General features: G+C 50.0%; 15 protein-coding genes and 1 tRNA gene. 9 read left to right on the forward strand and 7 right to left on the reverse strand.

Annotated elements, in window-relative coordinates; all coding sequences use genetic code 11:
* Positions 1–12: 12 nt before the first annotated feature.
* Positions 13–684: a uracil-DNA glycosylase gene (ung, locus tag MKQ68_RS04240; RefSeq protein ID WP_264282219.1), complete on the reverse strand. Its 672-nt coding sequence runs from the start codon at positions 682–684 to the stop codon at positions 13–15.
* A gap of 109 nt (positions 685–793) precedes the next feature.
* Here ung and MKQ68_RS04245 point away from each other — a divergent pair.
* A tRNA-Arg gene (locus MKQ68_RS04245) sits at positions 794–867 on the forward strand.
* A 105-nt stretch (positions 868–972) separates the two neighbouring features.
* On the opposite strand, the gene MKQ68_RS04250 is transcribed toward MKQ68_RS04245, so the two are convergent.
* The 3 genes from MKQ68_RS04250 to MKQ68_RS04260 form a co-directional block, all read right to left on the reverse strand.
* Positions 973–1,131, reverse strand: coding sequence for a hypothetical protein (locus tag MKQ68_RS04250; RefSeq protein WP_264282220.1), 159 nt, complete (start codon positions 1,129–1,131; stop codon positions 973–975).
* A gap of 13 nt (positions 1,132–1,144) precedes the next feature.
* Positions 1,145–1,687: a DUF6934 family protein gene (locus MKQ68_RS04255; RefSeq protein WP_264282221.1), complete on the reverse strand. Its 543-nt coding sequence runs from the start codon at positions 1,685–1,687 to the stop codon at positions 1,145–1,147.
* Positions 1,688–1,819: 132 nt separating this feature from the next.
* The gene (locus tag MKQ68_RS04260; RefSeq protein WP_264282222.1) at positions 1,820–3,136 is read right to left on the reverse strand and encodes a sensor histidine kinase; all 1,317 of its coding nucleotides are present in this window, start codon (positions 3,134–3,136) and stop codon (positions 1,820–1,822) included.
* Between the two features lie 185 nt (positions 3,137–3,321).
* Here MKQ68_RS04260 and MKQ68_RS04265 point away from each other — a divergent pair, with 185 nt between their 5' ends.
* The 6 genes from MKQ68_RS04265 to MKQ68_RS04290 all read left to right on the forward strand — a co-directional run bounded on the left by MKQ68_RS04265 (position 3,322) and on the right by MKQ68_RS04290 (position 15,730).
* Positions 3,322–3,903 (forward strand): RNA polymerase sigma factor, encoded by a 582-nt coding sequence (locus MKQ68_RS04265; protein WP_264282223.1) that lies wholly within the window; start codon positions 3,322–3,324, stop codon positions 3,901–3,903.
* Between the two features lie 202 nt (positions 3,904–4,105).
* Positions 4,106–5,251 carry a FecR family protein gene (locus MKQ68_RS04270; protein ID WP_264282224.1) on the forward strand — a complete coding sequence of 382 codons (1,146 nt, stop codon included), beginning with the start codon at positions 4,106–4,108 and terminating at the stop codon, positions 5,249–5,251.
* Between the two features lie 236 nt (positions 5,252–5,487).
* Positions 5,488–9,126 carry a SusC/RagA family TonB-linked outer membrane protein gene (locus tag MKQ68_RS04275; RefSeq protein WP_264282225.1) on the forward strand — a complete coding sequence of 1,213 codons (3,639 nt, stop codon included), beginning with the start codon at positions 5,488–5,490 and terminating at the stop codon, positions 9,124–9,126.
* A 24-nt stretch (positions 9,127–9,150) separates the two neighbouring features.
* On the forward strand, positions 9,151–10,581 hold the full coding sequence (locus tag MKQ68_RS04280) for a RagB/SusD family nutrient uptake outer membrane protein (RefSeq protein ID WP_264282226.1): 1,431 nt from the start codon (positions 9,151–9,153) through the stop codon (positions 10,579–10,581).
* 79 nt (positions 10,582–10,660) lie between these two features.
* Complete coding sequence (locus MKQ68_RS04285) at positions 10,661–13,066, forward strand: zinc-dependent metalloprotease (protein ID WP_264282227.1); 2,406 nt, start codon at positions 10,661–10,663, stop codon at positions 13,064–13,066.
* A 225-nt stretch (positions 13,067–13,291) separates the two neighbouring features.
* Complete coding sequence (locus MKQ68_RS04290; protein WP_264282228.1) at positions 13,292–15,730, forward strand: TonB-dependent receptor; 2,439 nt, start codon at positions 13,292–13,294, stop codon at positions 15,728–15,730.
* A gap of 96 nt (positions 15,731–15,826) precedes the next feature.
* Here the strand turns inward: MKQ68_RS04290 and MKQ68_RS04295 are convergent, their stop codons facing one another.
* The gene (locus tag MKQ68_RS04295; protein ID WP_264282229.1) at positions 15,827–16,255 is read right to left on the reverse strand and encodes a phosphohydrolase; all 429 of its coding nucleotides are present in this window, start codon (positions 16,253–16,255) and stop codon (positions 15,827–15,829) included.
* 549 nt (positions 16,256–16,804) lie between these two features.
* On the opposite strand from MKQ68_RS04295, the gene MKQ68_RS04300 reads away from it, so the two are divergent.
* Both MKQ68_RS04300 and MKQ68_RS04305 read left to right on the forward strand, forming a co-directional pair.
* Positions 16,805–19,765: a SusC/RagA family TonB-linked outer membrane protein gene (locus MKQ68_RS04300; protein WP_264282230.1), complete on the forward strand. Its 2,961-nt coding sequence runs from the start codon at positions 16,805–16,807 to the stop codon at positions 19,763–19,765.
* Between the two features lie 24 nt (positions 19,766–19,789).
* Complete coding sequence (locus MKQ68_RS04305; RefSeq protein ID WP_264282231.1) at positions 19,790–21,178, forward strand: SusD/RagB family nutrient-binding outer membrane lipoprotein; 1,389 nt, start codon at positions 19,790–19,792, stop codon at positions 21,176–21,178.
* A 7-nt stretch (positions 21,179–21,185) separates the two neighbouring features.
* Here MKQ68_RS04305 and MKQ68_RS04310 read toward each other — a convergent pair whose 3' ends face one another.
* A complete protein-coding gene (locus MKQ68_RS04310) occupies positions 21,186–21,617 on the reverse strand; it encodes a DUF6526 family protein (RefSeq protein ID WP_264282232.1) in 432 nt (143 codons plus the stop codon).
* Between the two features lie 106 nt (positions 21,618–21,723).
* Positions 21,724–25,044: a PAS domain S-box protein gene (locus MKQ68_RS04315; protein ID WP_264282233.1), complete on the reverse strand. Its 3,321-nt coding sequence runs from the start codon at positions 25,042–25,044 to the stop codon at positions 21,724–21,726.
* Positions 25,045–25,051: the final 7 nt, after the last annotated feature.

The following is a 25,051-nucleotide window of genomic DNA, read 5'->3' on the forward strand; positions in this document are numbered from 1 at the left end:
CAATTAGCGGGTTTACAGTCGCCAGTCGATAGGCTCCAGGCCCTCTTTTACCAGCAGTTCGTTTGTTTTGGAAAAATGCCTGCAACCGAAGAAGCCTTTGTCAGCACTGAACGGCGAAGGATGCGCCGCCTTTAAGATATGATGTTTGGTGGCGTCGATGAGAATTTGTTTCTCCTGGGCAAAGCGTCCCCAGAGTATAAATACTACCCCCTGCTTTTTATCCGAGATTTTCTGGATGACTGCATCCGTGAAGTTTTCCCAACCGATTTTGCTGTGGGAAGCCGGTTCGTTGGCGCGTACCGTGAGCATCGCATTCAGCATAAGCACACCATTTTGCGCCCAGGGAGTCAGGTCGCCCGTTTCGGGAATAGGCAGTCCCAGGTCTTTATTGATTTCTTTGTAAATATTCACGAGCGATGGCGGCGGTTTTACCCCTTTCTGCACCGAGAAGCACAGTCCGTGCGCTTGTCCGGGATTATGGTATGGGTCCTGCCCAAGTAAAACCACCTTTAATTTATCGAATGGAGTTTGATCAAATGCGTTGAAAATGAGGCCGCCCGGCGGATAGATCGTTTTGCCGGAAGCCTTTTCCAGCTTCAGGTGCATGGCAATCTGTTCGAAATAGGCTTTATGAAATTCGTCTTTAAGTATTTCCTTCCAGCTGTCTTCTATTTTAACCTCCATAGTATCTTTTCTTTGCTTTTAAACAACAGAATTTGATTTATTGAATGAAAATTGTATAAATTTGCACTCCCAAAAGATAAATGTAATTATTTATTTTTGAATGGGAGATGACTCGGTAGCTCAGCTGGATAGAGCAACTGCCTTCTAAGCAGTAGGTCATTGGTTCGAATCCAATCCGGGTCACTTAGAGCCCTCGCAATTGCGGGGGCTTCCTTATTTAGGTGCTGCCTGCGCATTAAAAAAGGCGCGTCGTGAGACGCGCCTTTTTTATCTTTTTGCAAGTAGATATTACCATTTAAAGGACTTCACCTTTTGCAGGTAAGCCTTGGCTAGTTCATGTCTTTTAGGAAAAAGTACCCTGTCTTTCAGTTTTTCAGAAACGTAAGCCAGCAATTCTTTTTCTGACATTTTTGCCACTTTTTCGTTGCTTTTTTCGTTATGTTCCATAATACGAATTTACTTATTTTTTTTTACAAAAGATGGTATCGTAAGTTTTTCCTGGTCGATATCGTTCCACGTCAATTTCCCCGGCAGCGTCTGTTACACCGCCATAGAAGACATAATCCAGCTTCAGGTCCTCGAAGTTTTTGTTAACAAAACCCAGGTAGGTAGCAATACGTCGCCCGACGTTCTTACATAGTATGTCACATTTTTTGCGGCAGGTTTGCCTGCATATCGCGGGGTATTCCGGATCCGAGTCGCTGCCCTGCACCATAATCAACGCATCTGCCTTTTCTTTGAAAAATTCGGGTACCGTACTTAATACTGTGTGGAACACGGTGTAGGTATCGCCGTTTCCGCTCATGACCATGTCTGACAACGTGGCCGTATCCACATCGTATTCGCCGAAGGCGAGGTTATACACCGGGGTGCCGAACATTTGCTGAATGTACTTGTACTCTATCGCTTTCTGGATTGTTCGAGGCCCGTTACTGGAGAAGATGAATTTTAACGAATCCGGCCGGATCGTGGCAGTCGTTTCATAAGTGTTTTTGTAAGCCATTCGGTTGGTTGATGCATAAGATGGCCGCTATAATGTGGTTAACAGCAATGCCGGCCAAGTGAAAAGATTAGTTAACAAACTATAGTTTGTTAAACCCACTCACTTGGGTGAATCAAGCTAAATATTTTTTCCTCACCCCACCACATACCCATCATCTTCCTCTTCCGCCGGTAAACTCACCAAAAATATCGTTCCTTCGCCTTCTACGCTGCTCACCACCAACTCGCCGCCGTTCTGCTCGGCAAATTCCCTGCAAAGCATCAGTCCGAGGCCTGTACCGCGTTCGCCGCGGGTGCCGTAGCCAGGTTCGGAGCGGATGGAGAACAGGCTGCCCAGTTGCTCAACGCTCATGCCTACACCCTCGTCTTGCACTTCGATATATACCAGGTTTTCCTGCTGGTAGGAGCGTAGCCCGATGCGGCCGCCGGGGTGACTAAACTTTAAGGCATTGCTGATCAGGTTGCGGAGGATAACAGCTACCTGGTCGCGGTCGGCGTACACACTGCTGGCGATATCGGTCTTGTCGTCGATGACGAGATTTTTTTGCTTGAGCGCGGGGTCGAGCAGGTCAAGAACTTCCTGCAATACGGGTGTGAGATCAAACTCGACGGGGTTGCTGCGAATGCCTTTCATCTGGCTGATGCTCCAGCGTAGCAGGTTATCGAGGGTGCTGCTGAGCGGACCAATTTTTTTACGCAGCACTTCTGCTCCTTCGCGCATCTCTGCTTCCGTATATTCGCCTACGTTAAACATGTCGAGTAGGCCTTCGAGGGTGGCAAGCGGACTGCGGATATCGTGGGCAACAATGGAGAACATTTTTTCTTTATCGCGATTCATGGAGGCCAGGGTTTTGCGCTGGTTCTCGGTGATCTGTTGGTAATCGGTATGCAGCTGTTTGAAGTAGCTGAGGGCAATGGGGATGAATATCAACGCCATGCCCACATTTGCCCATTGTCGGCGAACCGGTACGGCCACATAGGCATCCTGCGGTAAAAAGTGAATCACCATAAAGCAGGTCAGCGTCAGTAACGCGATTGACCAGCGTATCCAGGTGGTGTCGTATACCAGCAGGGTAATAATGAGGATATTCAGTAGAAAGAACTCCGCACCGTTATGGAAGTAAGCGCCCGAAAAGGTGTACAATACAATACTGTACAGGATGATAAATAACCGCGCGCTCAGGTAGCGATGCGCCCTGTGCAGGAACAACACGGCGAAATTACCGGCCAGTGTCAACAGGTTTACCGTGGCCAGTACGTACCTGTCCTGGCTAAAGTTCACGGTCGCGAAAAATACCATGAAAGGGATGGTGGGCAGGGCAATAAGATTGAGTAGCCGGGTACGCCGGGCCTCAATAAAGGACATTCCGGGCCGTACGCCCATTCCAAGAATGGTGTGCCACCAGGTTAAGAACTTCCCGTAAAGCTGCATTACTAGCCCATCAGACATAGGTACTCAAATATAAACACGACTTTTCAGCGGTGCAAATTAAAAGGACGGTAGCGCACTACCTACATAATTTTCGTTCATATATGTCTCAATTATGATACCAGCTATGGTTGGGATATTAAGGGCCTTTGGCAGGGGAAGTTAAAAAATAGTGATAATTTTAGGGTTGAATTGGCCTTTGGAGTATGACGGTAGTCCCGCTTGTTAATGAGAATGCATTATTTCGGCAGATCGCTGCCGGGGACGAAGAAGCATTCCGGGAAATTTATTACCACTACTACCCGAAACTGTACGGATTTATCAACAGTCTGACCAAAGTGACCGCCACTACTGAGGAAATTCTCCAGGAAACGTTTACCCGCCTTTGGGAGCATCGCGAAAGTGTGGCGGGTAAAGGGTATTCGGCACCCTGGTTATTCCGCGTGGCCTCCAACTTAGCTTACGACCATCTGAAAAACAGCGCCAGCCGCTTACGCTTGTACGAGCGCATCCAGCGGGAACAGGCTGCCCCCTCATCCAATAATGTAACCGACCATATTAACGAAAGGCAGCACGCGGGTTTGTTAGAAGAAGCCATCCGCCAATTGCCTGAGCAACGGCAAATCATCTTCCGCCTGTCGCGGGAGGAGGGTTTGAGCCACCAGGAGATTGCCGACCGGTTACAGATTTCGCCTAATACCGTGAAAAACCAGATGGTAAAGGCCTTAAAATCAGTGCGATCGTTTATGGAAAGCGCCTCCCGTATTTTGCTTACTATCCTGTGGTGATTCCCGTGACGGGCCGTTGAAAGCGCCTCCCGCATTTTGCTTACTATCCTGGGGTGATTCCCGTGACAGGACGTTGAAAGCGCCTCCCGCATTTTGCTTACTATCCTCAACTAAAATTTTTTTTCAGCCGGATAGTCCTATCTCCTTATTCAATCGTTACTACCTGTAGAGGGCTATGCCGGCCCGCCATGATATTATTTATATGACCGACAATACACCAGCGCAGCGCATCGCCTATCTGCTGGAACAATATAGCAAAAGTCTTTCCTCCGAAGCAGAAGCTGCGGAGCTGGAAGCCGTATTGCAGGACGATCAGCGCCGCAACCTGGTGATAGATGTCCTTACTGATATGGCCGGCCGTACGGAAACGCACGCGCCACTGTCGCCCGCGCAGCTGGAAACAGGACTGCAAAGTATCCTGAACAAGCCCCGTCTGAGGGTCGCCAGCCGCAAATGGTTAGTTGCCGCCAGCATCGCACTGCTGCTCACCGCCGGCGGCGCCACTTACTTTTTAGTAAACCGTTCAACACCGACAGCACCGCCTGTAGTCAAAGCCCACCAGATCGTACCAGGCCACAACGGGGCGGTATTAACACTCGCGAATGGCGAACAGGTGGTGCTGGACAGCCTGGGCAACGGGGTAGTGGCCATGCAGGGTAACTCGGCTATCAACAAACAGAACGGACAACTGGTATATGGCGAAGGCGGCGACGTTAAAGCGCTTAATACCATCAGCACGCCCAGGGGCCGCCGTTTTAGCATTGTATTGCCCGATGGCACCAAGGTGTGGCTGAACGCCGCATCCTCTCTTCGTTTCCCGACAGCATTCGCAGCAGGGGGTAGGGAAGTGGATGTAACGGGTGAAGCGTACTTCGAAGTGGCGAAGCAGGCTGCGTCACCGTTCAGGGTGCGCATCAACCCAAAAACAAAAGTAGAGGTACTGGGCACTGCCTTTAACATCAGCGCCTATGCCGACGACAAAGAGATTCGTACCACACTGGTACAGGGAGCTGTGAAACTAAACGATGAAGTGTTGAAACCAGGTGAGCAGGCGCGTATCAACGATGCCGGCACTGTCAACATCGTAGCCAATGCCGATATAGAAGCAGTAACCGCCTGGAAGAACGGCACTTTCCTGTTCCGCAACCGCACACCATTAACAGAAGTAATGCGCCAGCTCGCACGCTGGTATGATATAGAAGTGATTTATCCGCAGGGAGAACCGACCATGGTATTTACCGGTGAAATGCAGCAGGACCTCAGCTTTGATCAGGCGATGAAGGGACTGGCAGCCATGGGCGTCAACTTTAGTATTGAGGGAAAAAAAGTTTATGTGCATGTAAAATAGGGATACGGGTCAAAGGCCGGACATAAAAAACCGGGTGTGCTCGATACACGCCCGGAAAGTGGTTCCGGTCAATCTCATAACACAAGTAGCTGCAACGCTTACTTATTATTTCATCAACCAATAACCGTTACAAAAGTATGTTTTTTTACACTTTTCGTAACCGGAACGGCCGTGCCATGTCAGGCAGCGCCGAAGTTGTCCCGCAAGGAGAAGGGACCCGGTTTACAACCAAAATTATGCGTGTGGTGCGACTGAATGCTTTTTTTATGCTCGCCTTTTGTTTACACATCAGTGCTAAGAGCGTGTCCCAGACCGTCAACTATTCGGCCAGTAATGTGCCGCTGGAAAAGGTCTTTTCGGTGATCAAGCAGCAAACAGGGTATGTGGTGATGTACAATCCTGACCTCCTGCAAAATAGTAAACCGGTGACCGTAGCGGCACGCCAGATGCCGCTGGAAACATTCCTGAAAACGGTGCTGGACGGGCAGCTTGGTTATACGATCGAAGCTAAAACTATCTTCATAAAACCGGTATACAAAGCACCTGCCGCCCTGCAAATGGGGCAGGTGCAGGATAAACGGGTGCCCAAAATATCCGGTACGATCACCGGTCCGGACGGAGCACCGCTGCCCGTCGTGAACATCGCTGTCAAAGGCAGCGGACGCGGTGCCATTTCTGACGAAGACGGCAAATTCGTACTCTCGAACGTACCGCAGGATGCCATGCTGCTCATACAACTCATGGGCTTTAAACCGATAGAAGTATCTGTAGCCGCCTGCTGCATGCGTATGCCTGGCCTGCAACACGTGGCCAGTGCGATGAACGAAGACGGCTCCCTGCAACTCTACATCCGTATGGAGCCAACAATACAGGCGCTGGAAGGAGTGTCGGTGATGAACACAGGTTTCCAGACGTTGTCGAAAGAACGTGCAACCGGTGCATTTACCAAGGTAGATAGTGCCGACCTTAATGCACACCTGAACGTAAACCTCGTTGCTGCACTGGAAGGTAAAGTAGCCGGCCTAAGCATGTATCGCGGGGAACCGATCGTACGCGGTGTGGGCACGTTCTCCGCCAACGTAACCACCAGGCCGCTGCTGGTCATCGACGGACTTATTACCGAAGGTGCACTGGAAGATGTAAACCCTTACGATATCGAATCTGTAACGGTGTTGAAAGATGCGGCTGCCTCGTCTATTTACGGTGCCCGCGCGGCTAACGGTGTAATCGTACTCACCACCAAAGAAGGTAAGAAAGGGCAGACGACGGTGACGGCTAACGTAGATTATTTCATCAACACCAAACCCGACCTGAATAAAATGAACTACGCGTCCACCAGCGATATGATCGACTACGAAACGGACGTGTTCAATTACCAGCGCAGCAGGTATACGAGTAATACCGATTTCTATAATTACTATGGAGATATCGGCAATGCCATTACCCGTTACTACTCACCGCTGTACCAGCTGTACCGCGATCAGGCCGATGGCAAGGTGTCTGCCGACCAGGTAGCGACTACCCTCAATCAATGGCGCAACAATAACTATTACAACCAATACCGCGATCACGTTTGGCAAAACGAGGTGCGCAACCGTTACAACCTGTCTATTGCAGGTGGTGGCGATAAGGTAAGCACGTATATGTCGATCAATTACGACAAAAACCAGATGCGTGTAAAAGAAAACAGCAGCGACAACCTGAACCTGTACTTCAAATCTACCTTCAAACACCAGGACTGGTTTACGTTTACGGTAGGCGGTAACATGGGTTATGCGAAAGAAGTAAGCACGGCCAGCGAATACGGCGATTACCTGAATATGCCGGTGTACACGAACATAGTGGACGACAACGGAAATAAGGTATACCAGGACTGGGTAAACATCCAGGACGGTTATAGCACTTCCGACGCAATCAACGGTCAGATGGCTGCAAAGATTGCGGCGAACAGCACATACAAGTCGTTAAAATTTAATATCCTCGATGAGCTGGGTTATGGTCATACCACTACCGAACAGATGCGCCTGCGTGGTTTTACCGATATGGGTATTAAGCTGATGAAGGGCCTGAAATACAGTATGAAGTTCCAGTACGAAACAACTAACAATGGACGTAAAACGTACGATGAAGCGGCTTCTTACAAAATGCGTTACCTGTACAATGCAATGACTTCCATTAATAGCACCAGCGGTGTGATTACGCGCTACGTACCGGAAGGCGACCGTTTGTTCCAGCTTAATGCGAAGACCAACAACTACTCTTTCCGTAACCAGGTAGATTATGATAACATCTTCCATTGGGGCGGCAAATCGCATAACATCACTGCACTCGCAGGTTTCGAAATCCGCGAGATCTTTACACCGGTGGCCAATCCTTCTTTGAAGTATGGATTTAACCCGGTTACCTTAACGGACGTATTGCCTAACTGGAATACACTCACGGAATCCGGTATCATCAGTTCCCTGTTCGGTAATACAACACTGAGCTACACGCCAGGCACGCGTTCTTCGGAAGTGCGCCACCGCTTTGCTTCTGCTTATGCGAACTTTGGCTATACCTATGAAGGCAAATACAATTTGTCCGGTAGTGTACGTGTAGACCAGGCCGACCTGTTCGGATCCGATCCCAAATATCGTTACCGTCCGTTATGGTCTATCGGTGGCGGCTGGAACGTGATGAGCGAAAACTTTATGAAGGACATCATGTGGCTCGATTACCTGAAAGTACGCGCCACATACGGTATCGGTGGTAACGTGGATCAAAGTTCATCTCCTTTTATCACCGCTTTGCTGAAGTCAGACAACCTGTATACGAACCTGCAGTACATCGACATCAGCACGATGCCTAACCCGAAACTGCGCTGGGAAAAAACAGCTACGCTCAACTTCGGTATCGACTTCGTATTGCTGAAAGGTTTGTTGCGTGGCAGCCTCGATCACTATCGTAAAAACAGTACCGACCTGCTGGTGCAGACAGACCTCGATCCGACAGTGGGCGCCAGCTCGCAAACGATTAACAATGGTGCAATGAGCAACCGTGGTATTGAATTAAGCCTGAGCAGCGACTGGTTAAAAAAGAAAGACTTCTCCGCAACTACTGCCATCACATTGGCATATAATAAAAACCAGATCGGGAAGGTGACCAGGATGCCCACAAGCGCCTATTCTATGATCTCTTCACCAGAATACTATTTCTTATCCAACACGCCTTATAACTCTATGTACGCTTACAGGTATGGTGGTATGACAAATGGTTATCCTTATGTGATCGATCAAACGGGTAAGGCCAATGTGACTTTTGATGCCAACGGTGTTCCAATCGCAGTAGCACAGGTAAATGGTACTGAAGCTATCTATCGCGTAGGCACGCTTATTCCACCGGTAAGCGGCTCGTTCCGCCAGTCCTTTAGCTATAAAGGCATCCAGCTGAGTGCATTATTCGCCTTCTATGCAGGTCATAAACTGCGTAAAGATGCAATGGACTTCAGCGGTGTGACGCAGATAGATGAAGACATTACCAAACGTTACCGCGATGGTTTTACCAGCACAACGGTGCCGCGCCTGGAGATCGATTACCCGGCGAGCCTATTGTCGCACGTAGGTACACTGAGCACGTTGTATCGTTATTCAGATATAAACGTGGCAGATGCATCTTCTGTAAGATTGCGCAACCTCTCGCTGTCGTATGCCCTGCCTGCATCGGCTACGCGTTTCTTACATATGCGTGGATTGAAACTGACGGCCCAGGCCAATAACTTGTGGATGTGGACGGCGGCCGGCGATAATATCGACCCGGAAACGTTCAATCTCAAGTCCGGTACCCGGAACCTGCCAGCACCGAAGTCGTTCCTATTCGGCGCAGCGCTTAATTTCTAATCGACCAAAAAACAGTAACAGATCATGAAGACATCAAGCATATATACACTCGGACTGTCGCTTTTATTGGGCCTTACGTCCTGCGACAAGTTCCTGGACCTTACGCCGAAAGGGCAGATCGTGGTGGAGAAAACGGAGGATTTCTACTCCCTGGTAAGCTACCCGAACCGGGGATACCCGATCAATAACTTCCAGTACCTGGTCGATGATCAGTGGATCAAAGAGTCTAACATCATAGGTGTTTCGAAACGGATCGACGTCATTAACTTTTATTTTGACGATAGCGAAAGCCGCGTGAATTACATGACCTCGTCCACGCTGTACAATCGTACCTACACGTACATCAATCGCTGGAACATGATCATCACCTTAATTGATGAAAGTAAAGGCGCCGATTCACTGAAAGTATTAGGCAAAGCTGAAGCGAAAGTATACCGTGCATACGATCACTTCCTGCTGGTGAATACCTTCGCTAAAAGCTACGTGAAAGAAACTGCCAACACAGACGGCGGCATCTGTATCATGGATAAGTACGACCTGGAAGCCAAGCCCACCAAAGCTACCGTGGAAGAGGTGTACAACTTCATCCTGAAAGATCTCGATGAAGCCATACCAGACTTGCAGACTACCCCCATCGATGTATACCATCCTTCATTGGCCTTTGCCCTGGCGTTTAAAGCGAAAGTGCTGCTCTTTAAAAAAGAATATGCACTGGCGGAAGAAGCGGCCAGGCAGTCACTGGCACTGAACGATTTTATATTTGATATGGTGACTTACACCACGCAGGGCGGACCTACAAGGGTACCTATGCCGGCGGGTGCGAACAAAGAGGTGATGAGTTATATGTATATGACCGGCCGTAATGAGCTCAACTTCGGGTACAGCTACATCATCAGCCCGGAACTGGTGCAGCTGTTCGGCAAGAACGACGCCCGTTACAACCTGTTCTTCAATTCTACCAACGCCTCTTTCCTGGACATTGGCTCGGGTACCGCTTACTGGGTGACCAGGTTTACCGACTACTTTTACCCGACCGTGGGTATGCGCAGCCCGGAAACACATCTTATCCTGGCCGAATGCCTGGCCCGCCAGAACAGCATTGGTCCCGCGATGGACGTGATCAATAATCTCCGCCGCAAACGTATTACCCTGGCCTCTGAAGCGACGTTGCCCACACCGGCGACGATCAAAGAAACCATGGATATTATTATTGCAGAACGCAGGAAAGAACTGCTCTTCGGATTCAACCGCTTCTTCGATCTGAAGCGTTATAACACCGAGCCGGAATATGCCAAAACGATTGTACGTAAATTCCCGCTGGTGCGCACCACGGTGCCACAGCAAACGTACACGCTGCCGCCGGATTCCAAATTATACATTATACCTTTTGCACAGGACGTGCTGAAGCTAAATACAACATTAACGGTCAACTCGGGCGAAACACTTCCATGGTAAGGAAAGTACCAACCATTACACCGTGTAGCGCATCTGCGCTGCGCGGTTGCCCTTTTTTTAAACAGCTTTATTTCGATCAATGAGGAAACATGTTATGTTGGCCCTCGCCGTACTCGCAGCATTGCAGGCGACAGGCCAGGAAAAGAAGGATTCAACAGAAAAGAAGGATTCGACAGAAAAGACGAAACAGGTGGCGTACGAAAAGGTCATCACGAAAAACGCCGTATCCCGCCGGGGAATGTTCACCGTGCATGTGGTGGACAACAAGTACTATTTCGAGATCCCGGATTCGCTGTATGGCCGCGATATACTGGCCGTTACACGCTACGTGGCCACGCCCGAAAATGTGCGTGTATACGGTGGCGAACGGGCGAACGAAACAACGATCTACTTCGAAAAAGGTCCGCAGCAAAAGGTGTTCGTGCGCCAGAATGTAGTAAAGGCAGAAGCGAAAGACGAAACGCAGGCCTTGTACAAAGCAGTGCAAAATACAACCGTTCGCCCGATCGCAGCGGTGTTCGATATTAAGACGACTAACCCGGCTAACGGCCAGGTGGTAATCGATGTAACGGACTTCTTTCGCAAAGAAAACCCAGTAGTATCGATGGCGCAGTCCTCCAAAACGGAACTGAAGCTGGGCGGACTGGCGGACGATCGTACGTTCATCACGAGCATCAGGACCTACCCGATCAATATAGAAGTAAAAACATTGAAGACCTACACCGTACAGGCAGCACCAGCCGGTGCTTCCACACTGGAAATGAATACTTCCCTGGTGTTACTGCCCAAAGAACCGATGCGCCGCCGCCTGTTCGACGAAAGGGTAGGGTACTTCGCGAACAGCTATGTACTGTTCGACGACAATAAGCAATCCACCGAAAACTATTCCATCATCCAGCGCTACCGCCTGGAGCCGAAAGACGAGGACATCGCTAAATACAAAAAAGGCAAGCTGGTAGAGCCGAAAAAACAGATCGTTTATTACATTGATCCTGCTACCCCGAAAAAGTGGCGCCCTTACCTGATGGCCGGTATTAATGACTGGCAGAAGGCCTTTGAGCAAGCCGGTTTCAAAAACGCCATCATTGCAAAAGAATGGCCGGAAAACGACACCACCATGAGTATGGAAGACGCCCGTTTCTCCGTGGTGCGTTACTTCGCTTCCGACATCCCGAATGCTTACGGTCCGCGCATCAGCGACCCCCGCAGCGGTGAAATTATCGAAAGCCATGTTGGCTGGTATCATAACGTGATGAAACTGGTACACGACTGGTACATGATCCAGGTAGGTCCCAACGATCCCCGCGCCCGTAAAATGGAGTTTGATGATGAACTGATGGGCGACCTTATCCGCTTCGTATCCTCTCATGAAATCGGCCACACGCTGGGCCTGCGCCACAACATGGGCTCCAGCAGCCAGACGCCGGTGGAACTATTGCGTAACAAAAAGTGGGTAGAGGCAAACGGTCATACCGCTTCCATCATGGACTATGCCCGCTTTAACTACGTGGCGCAGCCGGAAGATAAGATCGGTAAAGACGGTCTGTACCCGCGCATCGGCATCTATGATAAATGGGCCATCCAATGGGGTTACAAACAGATCTTCGACACAAAAGATGAATATGAAGACCGTAAGATCCTGAACAAATGGGTGATCGACAGCCTGAACGCTAACCCACGCCTGTGGTTTGGCGGCGAAGGCAAAGACGATGATCCCCGCAGCCAGACCGAAGACCTGGGGGACGATAACATAAAAGCCAATGATTACGGCATCGCTAACCTGAAAAGGGTAGTGCCGCAGCTGATCAACTGGACCAAAGAGGAAGGCGATATGTACGACAACCTGAAGCGTATGCACAAGGCCGCCGTGAGCCAGTACAACCGTTATCTCTATCATGTGATGAAGAATACCAACCAGTATTACACCACCTTCAAAAGCAGTGACCAGAAAGGAGATGTGTACACAGAGGTGCCTAAGGCCCGTATCAGGTCGGCTATCGACTATGTGGGCCGCCAGTTAATGGAGCCACCTTTATGGCTGTATCCTGATGAGCTGACAGGCAAACTGCGCTTTAACACCATGACCGAGATTTCGGACATGCAGCAGAACATCCTGAACACCCTGCTCAGCCCGGGTATGCTGTACAACATCGCCCAGCGTAGTTATGATTATCCTGTATCAGCTTACCTGCTGGATATTAAGAATGCCGCCTGGAAGCCCCTGGCCGGCAATAAAACGCTGGATGTTTACTACCGCAACACCCACCGCATGTACATCGAGCGCATCCGTATGATCCTGAAACAGCCGAAAGATAAGATGCTAACCAACGCCGAGCGCAGCGACGCCCGCCTGTACGTGCAGCAACACCTGCTGGCCCTGAAAAAAGAATTGCAGTCTACTACGGACAGCAATGCCCTTAACCAACTGCACTACGCCGAGCTCGTAAAAGAAATCGACAAAGTGTTGAAGGGCGATGAAGAATAAACTATAGATGGCGAAATAGACCCTCTTTGCCCTTCCGGGAACGCGAAAGCGGAAACGGAGGGGCAATTTGATTATCAACACATTATGCAGGATTTTCCCCTTGGGTCCTACCGACCCGTCCCATTTTTTTCCGCATTGCGTAAGTCTTTTTCCCGATTACATAAACCGGTCCGTCCACCCGCCCCGTACCTTTGCGGCCTGTTTTAACATTTATTTAATACTCCCATGCGTACTCAACTTAACCGAGTTGCCAGGTTTATAGCCCTCAGCCTTTCTGCTATAGCCTTTATATTACCTGCCCTCGCGGCAGACGTGGAACCGCTTTCTGCCATCAGGGGAAAGGTGGTGACCAGCGACGGATCACCCGCAGCTTTCGTTAGCGTGCAGTTGAAAGAAAAGAACCGCGGTACTACCACGAACGAAAAGGGAGAGTTTGTATTCCGCAGGCTCCAGGCCGGCCGTTATACGGTACAGGTGTACCTGATCGGTTATAAAATGACTGCCCAGGAAGTGGAAGTGAAGCAGGATGAAGTAACCGCCGTGAGCATCCAGCTGGAAGCGACCGACGCCCAGCTGAAAGAAGTGGTAATCAATGGCGAAAAGAATAAATATAAAATGGACAACGTTTCTGGCTCCCTTCGCCTGCAAACGCCTATCCTGAACGTACCCCAGAACATCCAGGTGGTGTCTGCCGAGTTGCTGGCCGACCAGCAGGTGTTCGACATCGTGGACGGTATCACCCGTAACGTGAGCGGCGCTACCCGTGTAGGTCACTGGGATAACCAATATGCCCAGATCCGTATGAGGGGTTCTAAGATCCCGGCTTTCCGTAATGGAATGAACATCGAAGCCAGCTGGGGACCTACGAAAGAGGACGCGGCGGTGATCGACCGTATCGAGTTCGTAAAAGGTCCTGCAGGCTTTATGCTGGCTGCCGGCGAACCTGGCGGTTCTTACAACGTAGTGACCAAAAAGCCAACCGGACAAACGCGCCAGTCTGCCAGCCTGAGCATGGGTAGCTTCTCTACCTACCGCGCTGCGCTCGACTTCGACGGTAAACTGAGCAAAGATGCCAAATGGCTCTACCGCCTCAACGTTGCGCTGCAAGACAACGACTACTACACCAAATACAACTACAGCAAACGTTTTATGATCGCCCCGGTATTAAAATACCTGGTGGACGACCGCACATCTGTTACACTTGAATATACTTACCAAACCTCTACCTACCTCGGTAACGGTAACTACCAGTTCTCTAATAAAGGGCTGCTCGACGAGGGTATCGGCAACGATTTCTTCTACCAGGACCCTGCTTTGGAGCCAAGCTGGCTGAAAGACCACAGCGTTTACGTTTATCTCGATCATCAGATCAACGACAAATGGAAAGCACACGCACAGGTAGCTTACTTCAACTTCGCCATGGAAGGTAACAGCATGTGGGCACCTGCCAAAGGCGTATCTGCCAACGGCGACATGCTCCGCTACTACAGCCTCGGCGACGAAGCCGGTGAAAACACTTTCGGCCAGGTTTCCCTATCTGGCGAAGAGTTTACCGGTGGTATCCGTCACCGCATCCTGGGTGGTGTGGATATGGGCACCAAGAAGTTCTGGGGCGATTTCCGTACCCTGGCTAATGACGTAAGACTGGCGGGTGGCGCGATCTTTAACGTGTACAACCCACAGTACGGCATTCCTTTCGAAAACCTGCCTACGTTAGATCGTACCAGAAGCGTTCGTCAGCGTGCTGCTAACTCTAACTACATTTCTTCTGTCAATTACTTCTCTTTCTACCTGCAGGATGAGCTGGCCTTTTTCAACGACGCATTGCGCCTGACATTGGCAGGTCGTTACACGAAAGCCCAGGTTACTTCCAGGACCAAAGCTGCTGATAAAAATGATGACGTAGTAACTCCCCGCGTTGGTCTGAGCTACTCTATCACCAAAAACACCAGCATCTACGGTTTGTATGATCAGTCTTTCGTTCCGGTTACCGGCCTGGATTCCAGCCTGAAACCATTCGATCCGCTGAAAGGTAATAACCTCGAGTTCGGTGTGAAAAGAGAGTGGCTGAGTGGCCGTGTTACTACAACCTTCGCAGCATACCGCATTAAACGTGTAGGCGACAAAGTGAACATGAACATCAAAGACAGCCGTGGTGCAGATGTATTCGAGCAGCTGGGTGAAACTACTTCTAAAGGTCTGGAGCTGGACATTACTGGTCAGATAGTGAAAGGTCTGAACGTAACCGTGAACGGTGCGATCACTGATTCCAAAATCACGAAGGAATCGCCTAACGTGGTAGCTGGTAAAGAAACCGTAGGTAACATTACACCTAACACCGCCAAGTACCTCATGAACAGCTGGGTAAACTACAATGTACAACAAGGCTTCCTGAAAAACTTCGGTATACAGGCTGGTACACAATGGCAGGCAGAACGTTCAGTTGGTGCTACCAAAACGTCTAACATCCCGAACTACTTCCGTGTAGATGGTGGTCTGAACTACCACACCGGCAAGATGAGCATCGGCTTCCTGGTGAACAACCTGCTGGATAACCGCAAACTGCTGACTGCAGCATCAATGGCGGCTACTCCTACAGACTTTTACTCTTACATCGTAGAAGCCCGTCGCAACTTCCGTATGACGGTTACTTACCGCTTCTAGGCGATTATTGATACAGATATTGAAAACCGGCGGGTCGAGAGATCAGCCGGTTTTTTTTATGCAGTTATTGCTTGCAAAATGGTGACGCCCGATCACCTATATTAGGGCCTTACTCACGCGCCGGTATGCTTTGATATACTTATTAAAACGCGCCACGTCCTTTTCCTTCATCTCCGGTATACGTCTTACATCCATATTATCGGTAAGGTCATTGAGCTTAATCGCACAGGCAAGGCGGTTAGGCAGGATGCGATCGATGAAGTGATCGTAATCTTCGTCATCGGATAGTTTTGTTACACAACGCAGCGCCTCAATAATCGTGGTGCTGAATCCTTCGGCGGCCAGTTGCTCAAATGTCCAGGGGGTATCTTCTACGACATCATGTAGGGCACCACCGATCTTCTCTTCCTCAGTATTACCCATATTGGCTACGCGCATCACGTGCAGGATGTAAGGGGCGCCATACTTATCGGTTTGCTGTGCATGAGCGGAAATAGCGATTTCTATTGCTTTCTGGAGTGTCATGTATCAAATGTAAGATTTTCTGTAACGCTGCCGTTAGTAACGATGGTTTCATCGGTCAAATAGTCTTGTTAGCAGAAATTAACCCGTTTCTGGTGCCGAAAGGTAAAATCTGCATATAAATGGTTAATTTATTTTGGCTGAGTCAGGCTAAATAAAAATAGTTTTGATGGAGAGTAAATGAGTGTAAGGTTGACAAGTAACAACATGAGAAAAGAAACAAGGTGAACAGGCGTTATGATATGTAATAATCTATGCAAACATTAGATCTACCGTATCTGTAAAAGGTTTTGTTAAAAAATGAGAAAAGCGCTGTTAAAGCAAGTATTCAACCAGTAATCAAATAAAAAACGAGCGTAATTCCGCGGTGAAGGCCACGCGGCGGAAAACTGCAACCGTAATCTTCCAAACATACGATCCGACGTTATCAAATACGGGCGCCCATGCGCCGGTCGGGCCGAACTATTCTTTACTCAAAACACAATTGCAATGCAACTGTCTCCAAACTCGCAGACATTACGAAAATACGCGCCGTGTTTTTTAATGTTGTTTATGATGTGCTGTTCCGTCGCGGCTATGGCGCAACAAAAGGCCATCCGGGGTAAAATTACAGATACGAACGGCAGTCCTGTACCCGGTGTAACGATCCGTGAAAAAGGGGGCACCACCGCAACGGTGTCCGCCGCCGATGGTACGTTCCAGATCAATGTGACAGAAAACACGATACTGCTTTTGTCCAGCGTTGGCTTCGACAGCCAGGAAGTGGCGGTAGCGGGCAGAACGGATTTCAATATCAGCTTAACGGGTAGCGCGGTAGCACTTACAGATGTAGTGGTAACGGCATTAGGTGTGAAGCGCGAAAAACGTACCCTTACCTACAGCACGCAGCAACTCAGCGGGGTAGAGATCGCCAAAACGAAGGAACCTAACCTGGTGAACACGCTGGCAGGTAAAATACCGGGTGTGCAGATCACCAGTTCTTCCGGTACGGCCGGTGCTTCCGCAGCGATCGTGATCAGGGGTATGACGTCTGTAAACGGTAGCAACCAGGCGCTGTTTGTGGTAGACGGGGTGCCTATCAATAATGATGAAACGGGCCAGATAGCCGCCGGTTCCGGTAGCAACCGCGTGGTCGACATCGACCCCGCTACCATCGAAAGTGTGAACGTATTAAAAGGAGCCGCAGCTACTACGCTGTACGGCTCCGCAGGCGCCAGGGGCGTGGTGTTCATCACGACCAAGAACGGCGGACATAAAGATCCGACTGTCACTTTATCTTCCGAACTTTCTTTTGAAAAGCCCTGGCTGCCGGAAAGACAAACGAAATACGCACAAGGTACGAACGGTATTTACTTCGATGGCGAAACGAATAAAAGCAGCCTGTCATGGGGGCCACTCATGGACACCTTGTTCGTGAATGGCGTGAAGGCAAAGAAGTATGACCCGTACGACTTTTTCCGTACCGGTGTCACCACGAACAGTAATATTTCGGTAGATGGTGGCAATTCAAATTCCAGCTACTTTGCCAGCTATTCTTATTTCGATCAGAAAAGTGTGATGCCGGAGAACTTCTTCAAACGCCACTCGTTTTTCGTGAAATACAATACGAAGATGGGACAATATTTCAACTCCACCTTCCAGTTCAACTACGCCAACTCCGAACAAAACAGGCTGCCGGAAGGCGCCAGTAACGGACCTTTGTTCGTTATGTTAGGTCAGCCCATCTCCTGGAACCCTTTCCCGGTGCTGAATCCAGACGGTACGCAGCGAGGCTACCGCTTGTCGCGTAACATGCCTTACTGGACGATCGACAACATCAGTAACAACACAAGAGTGAATCGTTTCATTCCTGTGTACACGTTAAACGTTACGCCTACGAAGTGGCTCACCATCACCGAAAGGCTGGGAGCGGATCTTTACATGGAAGAAGTAAAGTACACGGAACGTCCCAGTCCGCAGATCGGTCTTACCGGGCAGATCCACCACATCAACACGAACTTCCGCCAGTTCAACAACGACCTGATGATCAACACACATCACTCGTTTGGCGACTTTAATCTGGATGTGCTGTTCGGCAATAATATTTACTCGCAGTACTCCGAAGCGATGAACACGACGGGTACAGGGCTTACGATCGATGAGTTCAACAACATCTCTGGCGCCAGTGCCTTCAGTTCCGCCCAATACCAATACCTTACGCGTAAGGTGGGTTTCTACGCACAGGCGAACTTAGAATATAACCGTTTTATCAGTCTCGCCCTTACCGGCCGTTATGATGGGAGCTCGGTGCTGGCTGCTGAGAAACAATTTTATCCATATGGTTCTGTGGCCACCAGTTTTGTGTTCTCAGAGCTGTTCGGCGAAGGCTTCCGCAGGACCATGAACTTCGGTAAACTACGGTTGTCGTATGCCACGGTGGGTAACGACGGTGTAGGTCCGTATGCGTTAAACACGCCCTACGTAAGGGCCGGCAGGAATACGAATGCAGGTTATTTCGAGTTTCCTTTCCAGGGCCAATCAGGCTTCCTGCTGAGCACGACACTCGGTAACCCGAACCTCACGAATGAGCGCCTGAATGAGTATGAAGCAGGGTTGGAAATGAACTTCTTCAAAGACAGGTTGACGTTTGAAGGCTCGTATTTCTATCGTAAATCCGTGAATGGTATCATCCCTGGCGCGCTTATTTCCAGTGCTACCGGCTTTACCGGCACCACGATCAACAGCGCGGAAATAGAGAACAAGGGTATTGAATTACTGGTAGGTGCAACGCCTGTTAAAACGAGCAACTTCACCTGGAGAGCGACTGCAAACTTCAGCCGTATCAGGAATAAAGTGTTGGCACTGGCTCCCGGCATCGACCAGCTGGGCCGCCTGATCGTTGGGCAACCCTACAACATTTTCTATGGCAATCGTTACGAGCGCACTCCAGACGGGCAACTGCTCATCGGCGCTAACGGCCTGCCTATCGTAGCTTCTACACAAGGCATCGTCGGCAACGCCAATCCCGATTTTATGATGGGGCTCAATAACGCGTTCAGCTACAAACAGTTTTCACTCAGCTTCTTCTTCGACTGGAAACGTGGGGGAGATGTGCAGAATGATGTAAATGCATATGGCTACACGTATGGAACGGTGAAAGCAACGGAAGACCGCGGCCAGCTGGTGATTCCGGGCATCAGTGATGTGGATGACAAGCCGAACACGGTGCCTGTGGCGGGACAAACTTACTGGCAGTCCAGGCAGTACGAAAGCACGATACAAGACGGTACATTTATCAAGTTGCGTAACGTTTCGCTGAGCTATGATCTGAATCGTTCGTTGTTGAACAGAACGCCATTTAAATCGGCTTCTTTATCGGTAACGGGCCGCAACCTTTGGATCTATGCACCGCACTTCGACGGTGGTGATCCGGAAGTGAGTTCTTATGGTACAGGCAACGGCGTACAGTCAGTTTATGCCTTTACTACGCCTACTTCCCGTTCGTTCAACGTAGCGCTTAAGATCGGATTCTAGTTGTACCCTTCAAATCAAATCAACATGAAAAAAGTAATTTCCATCATATCATTATCCGCGCTGCTGTTAGGTGGTTGCAAGAAGTTCCTGGATGTAAACAAGGACCCGAACAATCCTACAGATGTACAGGAATCGTTGCTGCTGGCGCCGATAGAAATGAATATTTCTGATAACATTGCAGGCGGGTTTGGAGCACTGCTCGTACAAAACTACCTGCAGAACATCGCGCCGAACCAGGCTAATCCCGGCATTGCGAACTACCAGTTGTTTAGCGTAGACGTGAATGGCGACTGGACGATGTACTACGTAAACTGCCTGAACAACCTGAAAATACTCAATCAGAAAGCGGAATCGGAAAACCACTGGAACTACGCTGCCATTGCGAAAATACTGTCGGCCTATGTGTTGGGCAACGCCACCGATTTGTGGGGCGATATTCCGTACTCACAGGCGTTTAACAGGAACAGTTTCCTGGTGCCTTACGACAAGCAGGAGGATATTTATAAATCCATCCAATCGCTGTTGAACAATGCCATTGCCGACATCAGCAAAGGCGATGCGTTAAAGCCCAAAGGCGACGATTACTATTACAAAGGCAATATGGATGCCTGGCGCAAAGTGGCGTATTCATTAAAAGCGCGTTACTTCATGCATCTGACCAAGGCGCCTGGCTACACAGCAGCCGTGCAGGCCGATAGCGCATTGCTGGCATTGCAGAACGGTATGACCGCGAATGCTGACGATTGGAAGTTCGTTTACGAAGGAGCGGCATCCACCGAAAATATCTGGTATTATACCTTTCTGCCGGTAACGACTTATGTGTTAAACGAAACGATCATAGAAACGCTGAAAGGCCGTAATGATCCCCGTTTACCGGTGATCGCAAAACCGGCTGTATTGTCGGGTAACTATGTGGGCAGGAGAGTGGGTACATTGCCTGCGGGCAACCTGGCTGCATATTCTTATCTGAATAACTTCTACGGTGCTGCGGCATCGTCCAACTACATCTATAATTATTCAGAAGCCGTGTTCCTGAAAGCGGAAGCCGTGTTGCTGAAGTCGGGCTTTGCGGCAGCGCAGCCCGTATACAGGCATGGCATCAATTCTCACTTATTTAAATTGGGGATTGATACAACTTCCGTTGCAGCGACGACGTACGTAAACAGTCGCGCACTAACCGCCGGTAACGCTTTGCAGCGCATTATGGAAGAAAAGGCAGTAGCGAACTTCCTGAACCTGGAAACGTTTAATGACTGGCGGCGTACGGGCTTCCCTGCGTTGACGCCTGTAGACGGTGCCCTGTCTGCTATTCCACGCAGGCTGCTATATCCTGAAAGCGAATTACAGAGTAACGAACAGCCGCAGCAATCCGGCGTCACCTTAACAAGCAGGGTTTGGTGGGATGTGCAGTAAGCATGTCCTACACCCGCATATAATCACCCTGCCAGTCTTTGATCGCCTTCTTAATATCGGTAGGCGACATCCGCTCCTTAATAGCGCGGGTTACAAGGGCTGGCAGTTCTAAATCAGATGCAAAACGTAAGGCCAGTATCTGCGGCAGGGAGAGTTGTGGTTCCAGTATCTCGAAGCGCGTTTGCGTGAGGGTATAATAACGGAAGCGTACTTCCTGCCGCACGATGCGGTCTTGCAGGGTGAGCGCATAATGTTGGCGCATCATGAAACCCAGCCAGCCGGCGAGTACGAACAACAAACATACAAATAGCCATTCCAGCGCGCCCTGGCGGGTATACGCGATAATGCTTAATACGATGCCTGCCAGTACAACAGGATAAAATACGAAGTGATGAGGGGGATAATAGCGAACGTGATTTTTGAAGTGTTGTGCCTGCATTTTTTTTAGTTGAAGTTCTTACATGAATAATGCCATGCGCCACCGAATGTAAGTCTTTTTTACGCCCGCCTGCCCGCTTTATCCGTAGGTGTTGATAGCCAGAGATTTACTGTTTCTCGGGCAGCAGCAAATAGAAGCTGGCCCCTTTACCCGATTCACTCTCCGCCCATATATCGCCGCCGTGCGACAATACGATCTTGCGGCATAAAGCCAGACCAATACCCGTTCCCTCATACTGTTCCCGGGTATTTAACCGCTGAAAGATCGTAAAGATCTTCTCCTTCAGGAAGTCGTCAAACCCAATACCATTGTCGGTTACCGTGATCAGGTGCCAGGTTTTGCCGGTGGATTTATGGTGCGCTGTCAGCAGTGCGTCATCGGCCTGCCGGCAACTGATGCCGATTTCAGGCGCTTTACCCGGTGGGGTGAACTTGAGGGCATTACCCATCAGGTTGTAGAACAATTGGTTCATCTGCAGCGGTATGGCAGCAATCGTCGGTAATGGCTCGCTGGTAATGATGGCCTGCTTCTGTTCTATCAGCAGTTCAAAATCGTGGATCACATTGGCCAGTACATAGTCCAGCTGCACCGTGGTAAACAGTTCTTCTTTTGCAGATACGCGGGAGAAGTCCAGCAAATCTTTGATCAGCAGGCTCATTCGAGCTGCCGAAGCGCTGATCTTATCGATATAGGTCTGGATCGTTACCAGTCCGCTCAGCTCCTTGTTATCCTTCAACATGCTGGAGAACATGCGGATCTTCCGCAGCGGCTCCTGTAAGTCATGGGAGGCTACATAGGCGTATTGCTCCAGTTCTTCGTTCGTTTGTTTCAGCTGGATGTTGGCCAGCTGTAATTCACGGGTACGTTGTTGCACCCGGTCCTCCATCTCCTGGGCTTGCATCTTTTGCCGGGTAATGTCGCGCACAACACCGGTAAGCATCAACGGCTCCTGCTGCTCTCCAAATATCACTTTAGCCGATGGCCGCACGATGCGCACCTCGCCGGTTTGTAAACTGATTACGCGGTATTCGTCCTCATAGTTGCCTCCGGACTCGAAGGTGAGGGCCTTTTCCATCGCAGCGATTGCACGTTCACGATCTTCTTCATGAATGGCTTTAAATCCATCGTGCATATTGATGTTGGCGCCGGTAAAGCCGTACCACTCACGGGCACGCGCCGAAAAGTTGACCTCCCCGGTCTGCAGGTTGATGTTCCAGGTAGCGATTTCCGCGGATTCGACAGCCAACCTTAGCCGTTCTTCTGCCTCTGTCAATTGCTTGCGGGCCAGTACCAGGTCGGTTACGTCCGTGGCGGTATTGATTACACCGTATACATCGCCATTGCCGTCGAACAACGGTTTATAAGTAAAGTTGAAGTAATGGGTTTTAAGGCTGCCATGCACGAACAGGTCAACCTTCGCCTCGTTGGCCGTATAAGGAACGCCTGTAGTATATACATCGTCCAGTAATTGGTGAAAGTGCAGGCCTTCCAGTTCCGGCAAGGCCTCGCGGAAGGTTTTACCCACAACGGAGGCGTCGCGGTCCCAGGTTTTGAGAATGGCCTCGTTCACAGTTTGGATGCGCATTTCGCGACCAATGTACACGCCAATAGGGGTGGGTGCGTTGGTCACAAAATTGCGGAAGCGCTCCTCGCTTGCTTCCAGTTCTTTTTTGATCTTTACCTGGCCGGTTACTTCGGATGCGAGTATCTGCACGCCGGTGATTTTACCTGCTTCGCGGAACGGCGCGTAGATGAAGTTGAAGTACTTCGTGATCAGCGCACCTTCGGGGCCCAGATTTGCCGGGGTTTCAAACCCGTAATGAGCAAGGCCTGTAGTATATACCTGTTCGATCAGTGCGAGGAACGGCTGGTCGCGCAGTTCAGGCAAAGCTTCTGCAAGCGGGAGGTTCATAACACTGCGGTCCCGGCCCCACAGGCCCAACAGGGCATCGTTGGCCGTTTCCACGATCATTTGTTCGCCCCGGAGCACACCAATAGCTACGGGCGCCTGTTCCACCATGGAACGGAACCGTTGCTCACTTTCCTTCAGGGCTTTGTTGAAGGCTTTTTCCTGCCGCAGGTCGCGGGAGATGGTCGCGCGGCCGAATGGTGCGCCGGTTATTTCGTCGTATACCAGCATGGTATGACCATACACAGGGATCTCTTCCCCTGTTTTAAAATGCCTGTACAGTATTTCGCCCATCCAGCGGCCGTTCTCAAATAGCCCTTTATTCACCTCGTTTTTCAGCCGCTCAATTTCACTGGCCGGAAGGTAATTACTGTTATGTACTTCCAGTTCCTCCTGGCTCTCGATGCCCAGCATGCGCCGGCCGGCTTCGTTTACATAGTTCACGTTGCCTTCCAGGTCGGAGAGGCTTACGAAGTCGGAGCTCTTTTCCAAGAGGGCGATAAGTTTCTGTTGTTCCTTCTGCGCCTTCAGTTCCGGGCGCAGGTCGCGCATCACGGCACCAATGGCCATAGGCACGCCGGTTAGCGGGTGGTCGATACGCGTCGTGTTGTTGTACACCGGTATCCGCTCGCCAGTGACCAGGTTGCGTATCATTATGGTACCTGACCATCGGCCTTCTTTCATGATGACGGGTATTACTTCCCGGCTTACCTTCTCGTAGTCTTCCGGTGTATGCAGGTCTGCGATCGGTGTGTTCAGTACCTGTTCCTGGTCTTCGAATCCAAGCATATCCATACCGGCCTTATTGATGTAGGTATTTTTGCCGTTCAGGCCAAGTATGGCCATCATGTCCACGCTATTGTCTACCAGCTTACGCAGTTTCTGTTGTTCCTGCTTCCATTCGATCTGCGGAGTAATATCTTCAGAGATGATAATTATATTGGCTGGCTTACCGGCTTCGTCGTACAGCAACGATACGTTGTTACGCGCCCACACCGGGTGCCCGTCCTTATGAATATATCTTTTTTCTATCTCGAACTCGCTGCGCTGCGCATCGAACAGGAGAGAGAGCATGGCTTTCTTCCGTTCCCAGTCACCGGCGTAACTCACTGCCTGCATGTTCAGCTCGTACAGTTCATCTTCCGTATAGCCCACAATGCGGGTATAGGCCGGATTTACCAGCGTATAACGCCCTTCCAGATCGGTGAGTGCGATGCCGAGCGATACATGCTGGAAGATGGATTGCAGGCGGCTTTGGATGACCTGCATTTCAGCATTCTTCAGCCTTTCCTCTGTAATATCTGATACGGTGCCCGAGAAGGTGACCGCTTCGCCTGCCTTGTTATAGCGGTAACTGCCCAACGCTTCTACCCAATGAATGGAGCCGTCGTTCCAGATGAAACGGGCTGCGTAGGAGAGTTTACCAGTGAGTTGTGCCTGTTTGTATGCGTTCAGGCGAATATCCGCATCCTCCGGGTGTACATGGCGGATAAAGATGTCGCGGTCTACATTTTCCATCACTTCT

The sequence above is a fragment of the Chitinophaga horti genome, from assembly GCF_022867795.2.
GTDB lineage: Bacteria > Bacteroidota > Bacteroidia > Chitinophagales > Chitinophagaceae > Chitinophaga > Chitinophaga horti.

What these genes read in the sequence shown, in the direction of transcription:
- ung (WP_264282219.1), bottom strand. Translation starts at nt 684, where the DNA reads ATGGAGGTTAAAATAGAAGACAGCTGGAAGGAAATACTTAAAGACGAA.
- MKQ68_RS04250 (WP_264282220.1), bottom strand. Translation starts at nt 1,131, where the DNA reads ATGGAACATAACGAAAAAAGCAACGAAAAAGTGGCAAAAATGTCAGAA.
- MKQ68_RS04255 (WP_264282221.1), bottom strand. Translation starts at nt 1,687, where the DNA reads ATGGCTTACAAAAACACTTATGAAACGACTGCCACGATCCGGCCGGAT.
- MKQ68_RS04260 (WP_264282222.1), bottom strand. Translation starts at nt 3,136, where the DNA reads ATGTCTGATGGGCTAGTAATGCAGCTTTACGGGAAGTTCTTAACCTGG.
- MKQ68_RS04265 (WP_264282223.1), top strand. Translation starts at nt 3,322, where the DNA reads ATGACGGTAGTCCCGCTTGTTAATGAGAATGCATTATTTCGGCAGATC.
- MKQ68_RS04270 (WP_264282224.1), top strand. Translation starts at nt 4,106, where the DNA reads ATGACCGACAATACACCAGCGCAGCGCATCGCCTATCTGCTGGAACAA.
- MKQ68_RS04275 (WP_264282225.1), top strand. Translation starts at nt 5,488, where the DNA reads ATGCGTGTGGTGCGACTGAATGCTTTTTTTATGCTCGCCTTTTGTTTA.
- MKQ68_RS04280 (WP_264282226.1), top strand. Translation starts at nt 9,151, where the DNA reads ATGAAGACATCAAGCATATATACACTCGGACTGTCGCTTTTATTGGGC.
- MKQ68_RS04285 (WP_264282227.1), top strand. Translation starts at nt 10,661, where the DNA reads ATGAGGAAACATGTTATGTTGGCCCTCGCCGTACTCGCAGCATTGCAG.
- MKQ68_RS04290 (WP_264282228.1), top strand. Translation starts at nt 13,292, where the DNA reads ATGCGTACTCAACTTAACCGAGTTGCCAGGTTTATAGCCCTCAGCCTT.
- MKQ68_RS04295 (WP_264282229.1), bottom strand. Translation starts at nt 16,255, where the DNA reads ATGACACTCCAGAAAGCAATAGAAATCGCTATTTCCGCTCATGCACAG.
- MKQ68_RS04300 (WP_264282230.1), top strand. Translation starts at nt 16,805, where the DNA reads ATGATGTGCTGTTCCGTCGCGGCTATGGCGCAACAAAAGGCCATCCGG.
- MKQ68_RS04305 (WP_264282231.1), top strand. Translation starts at nt 19,790, where the DNA reads ATGAAAAAAGTAATTTCCATCATATCATTATCCGCGCTGCTGTTAGGT.
- MKQ68_RS04310 (WP_264282232.1), bottom strand. Translation starts at nt 21,617, where the DNA reads ATGCAGGCACAACACTTCAAAAATCACGTTCGCTATTATCCCCCTCAT.
- MKQ68_RS04315 (WP_264282233.1), bottom strand. Translation starts at nt 25,044, where the DNA reads ATGGAAAATGTAGACCGCGACATCTTTATCCGCCATGTACACCCGGAG.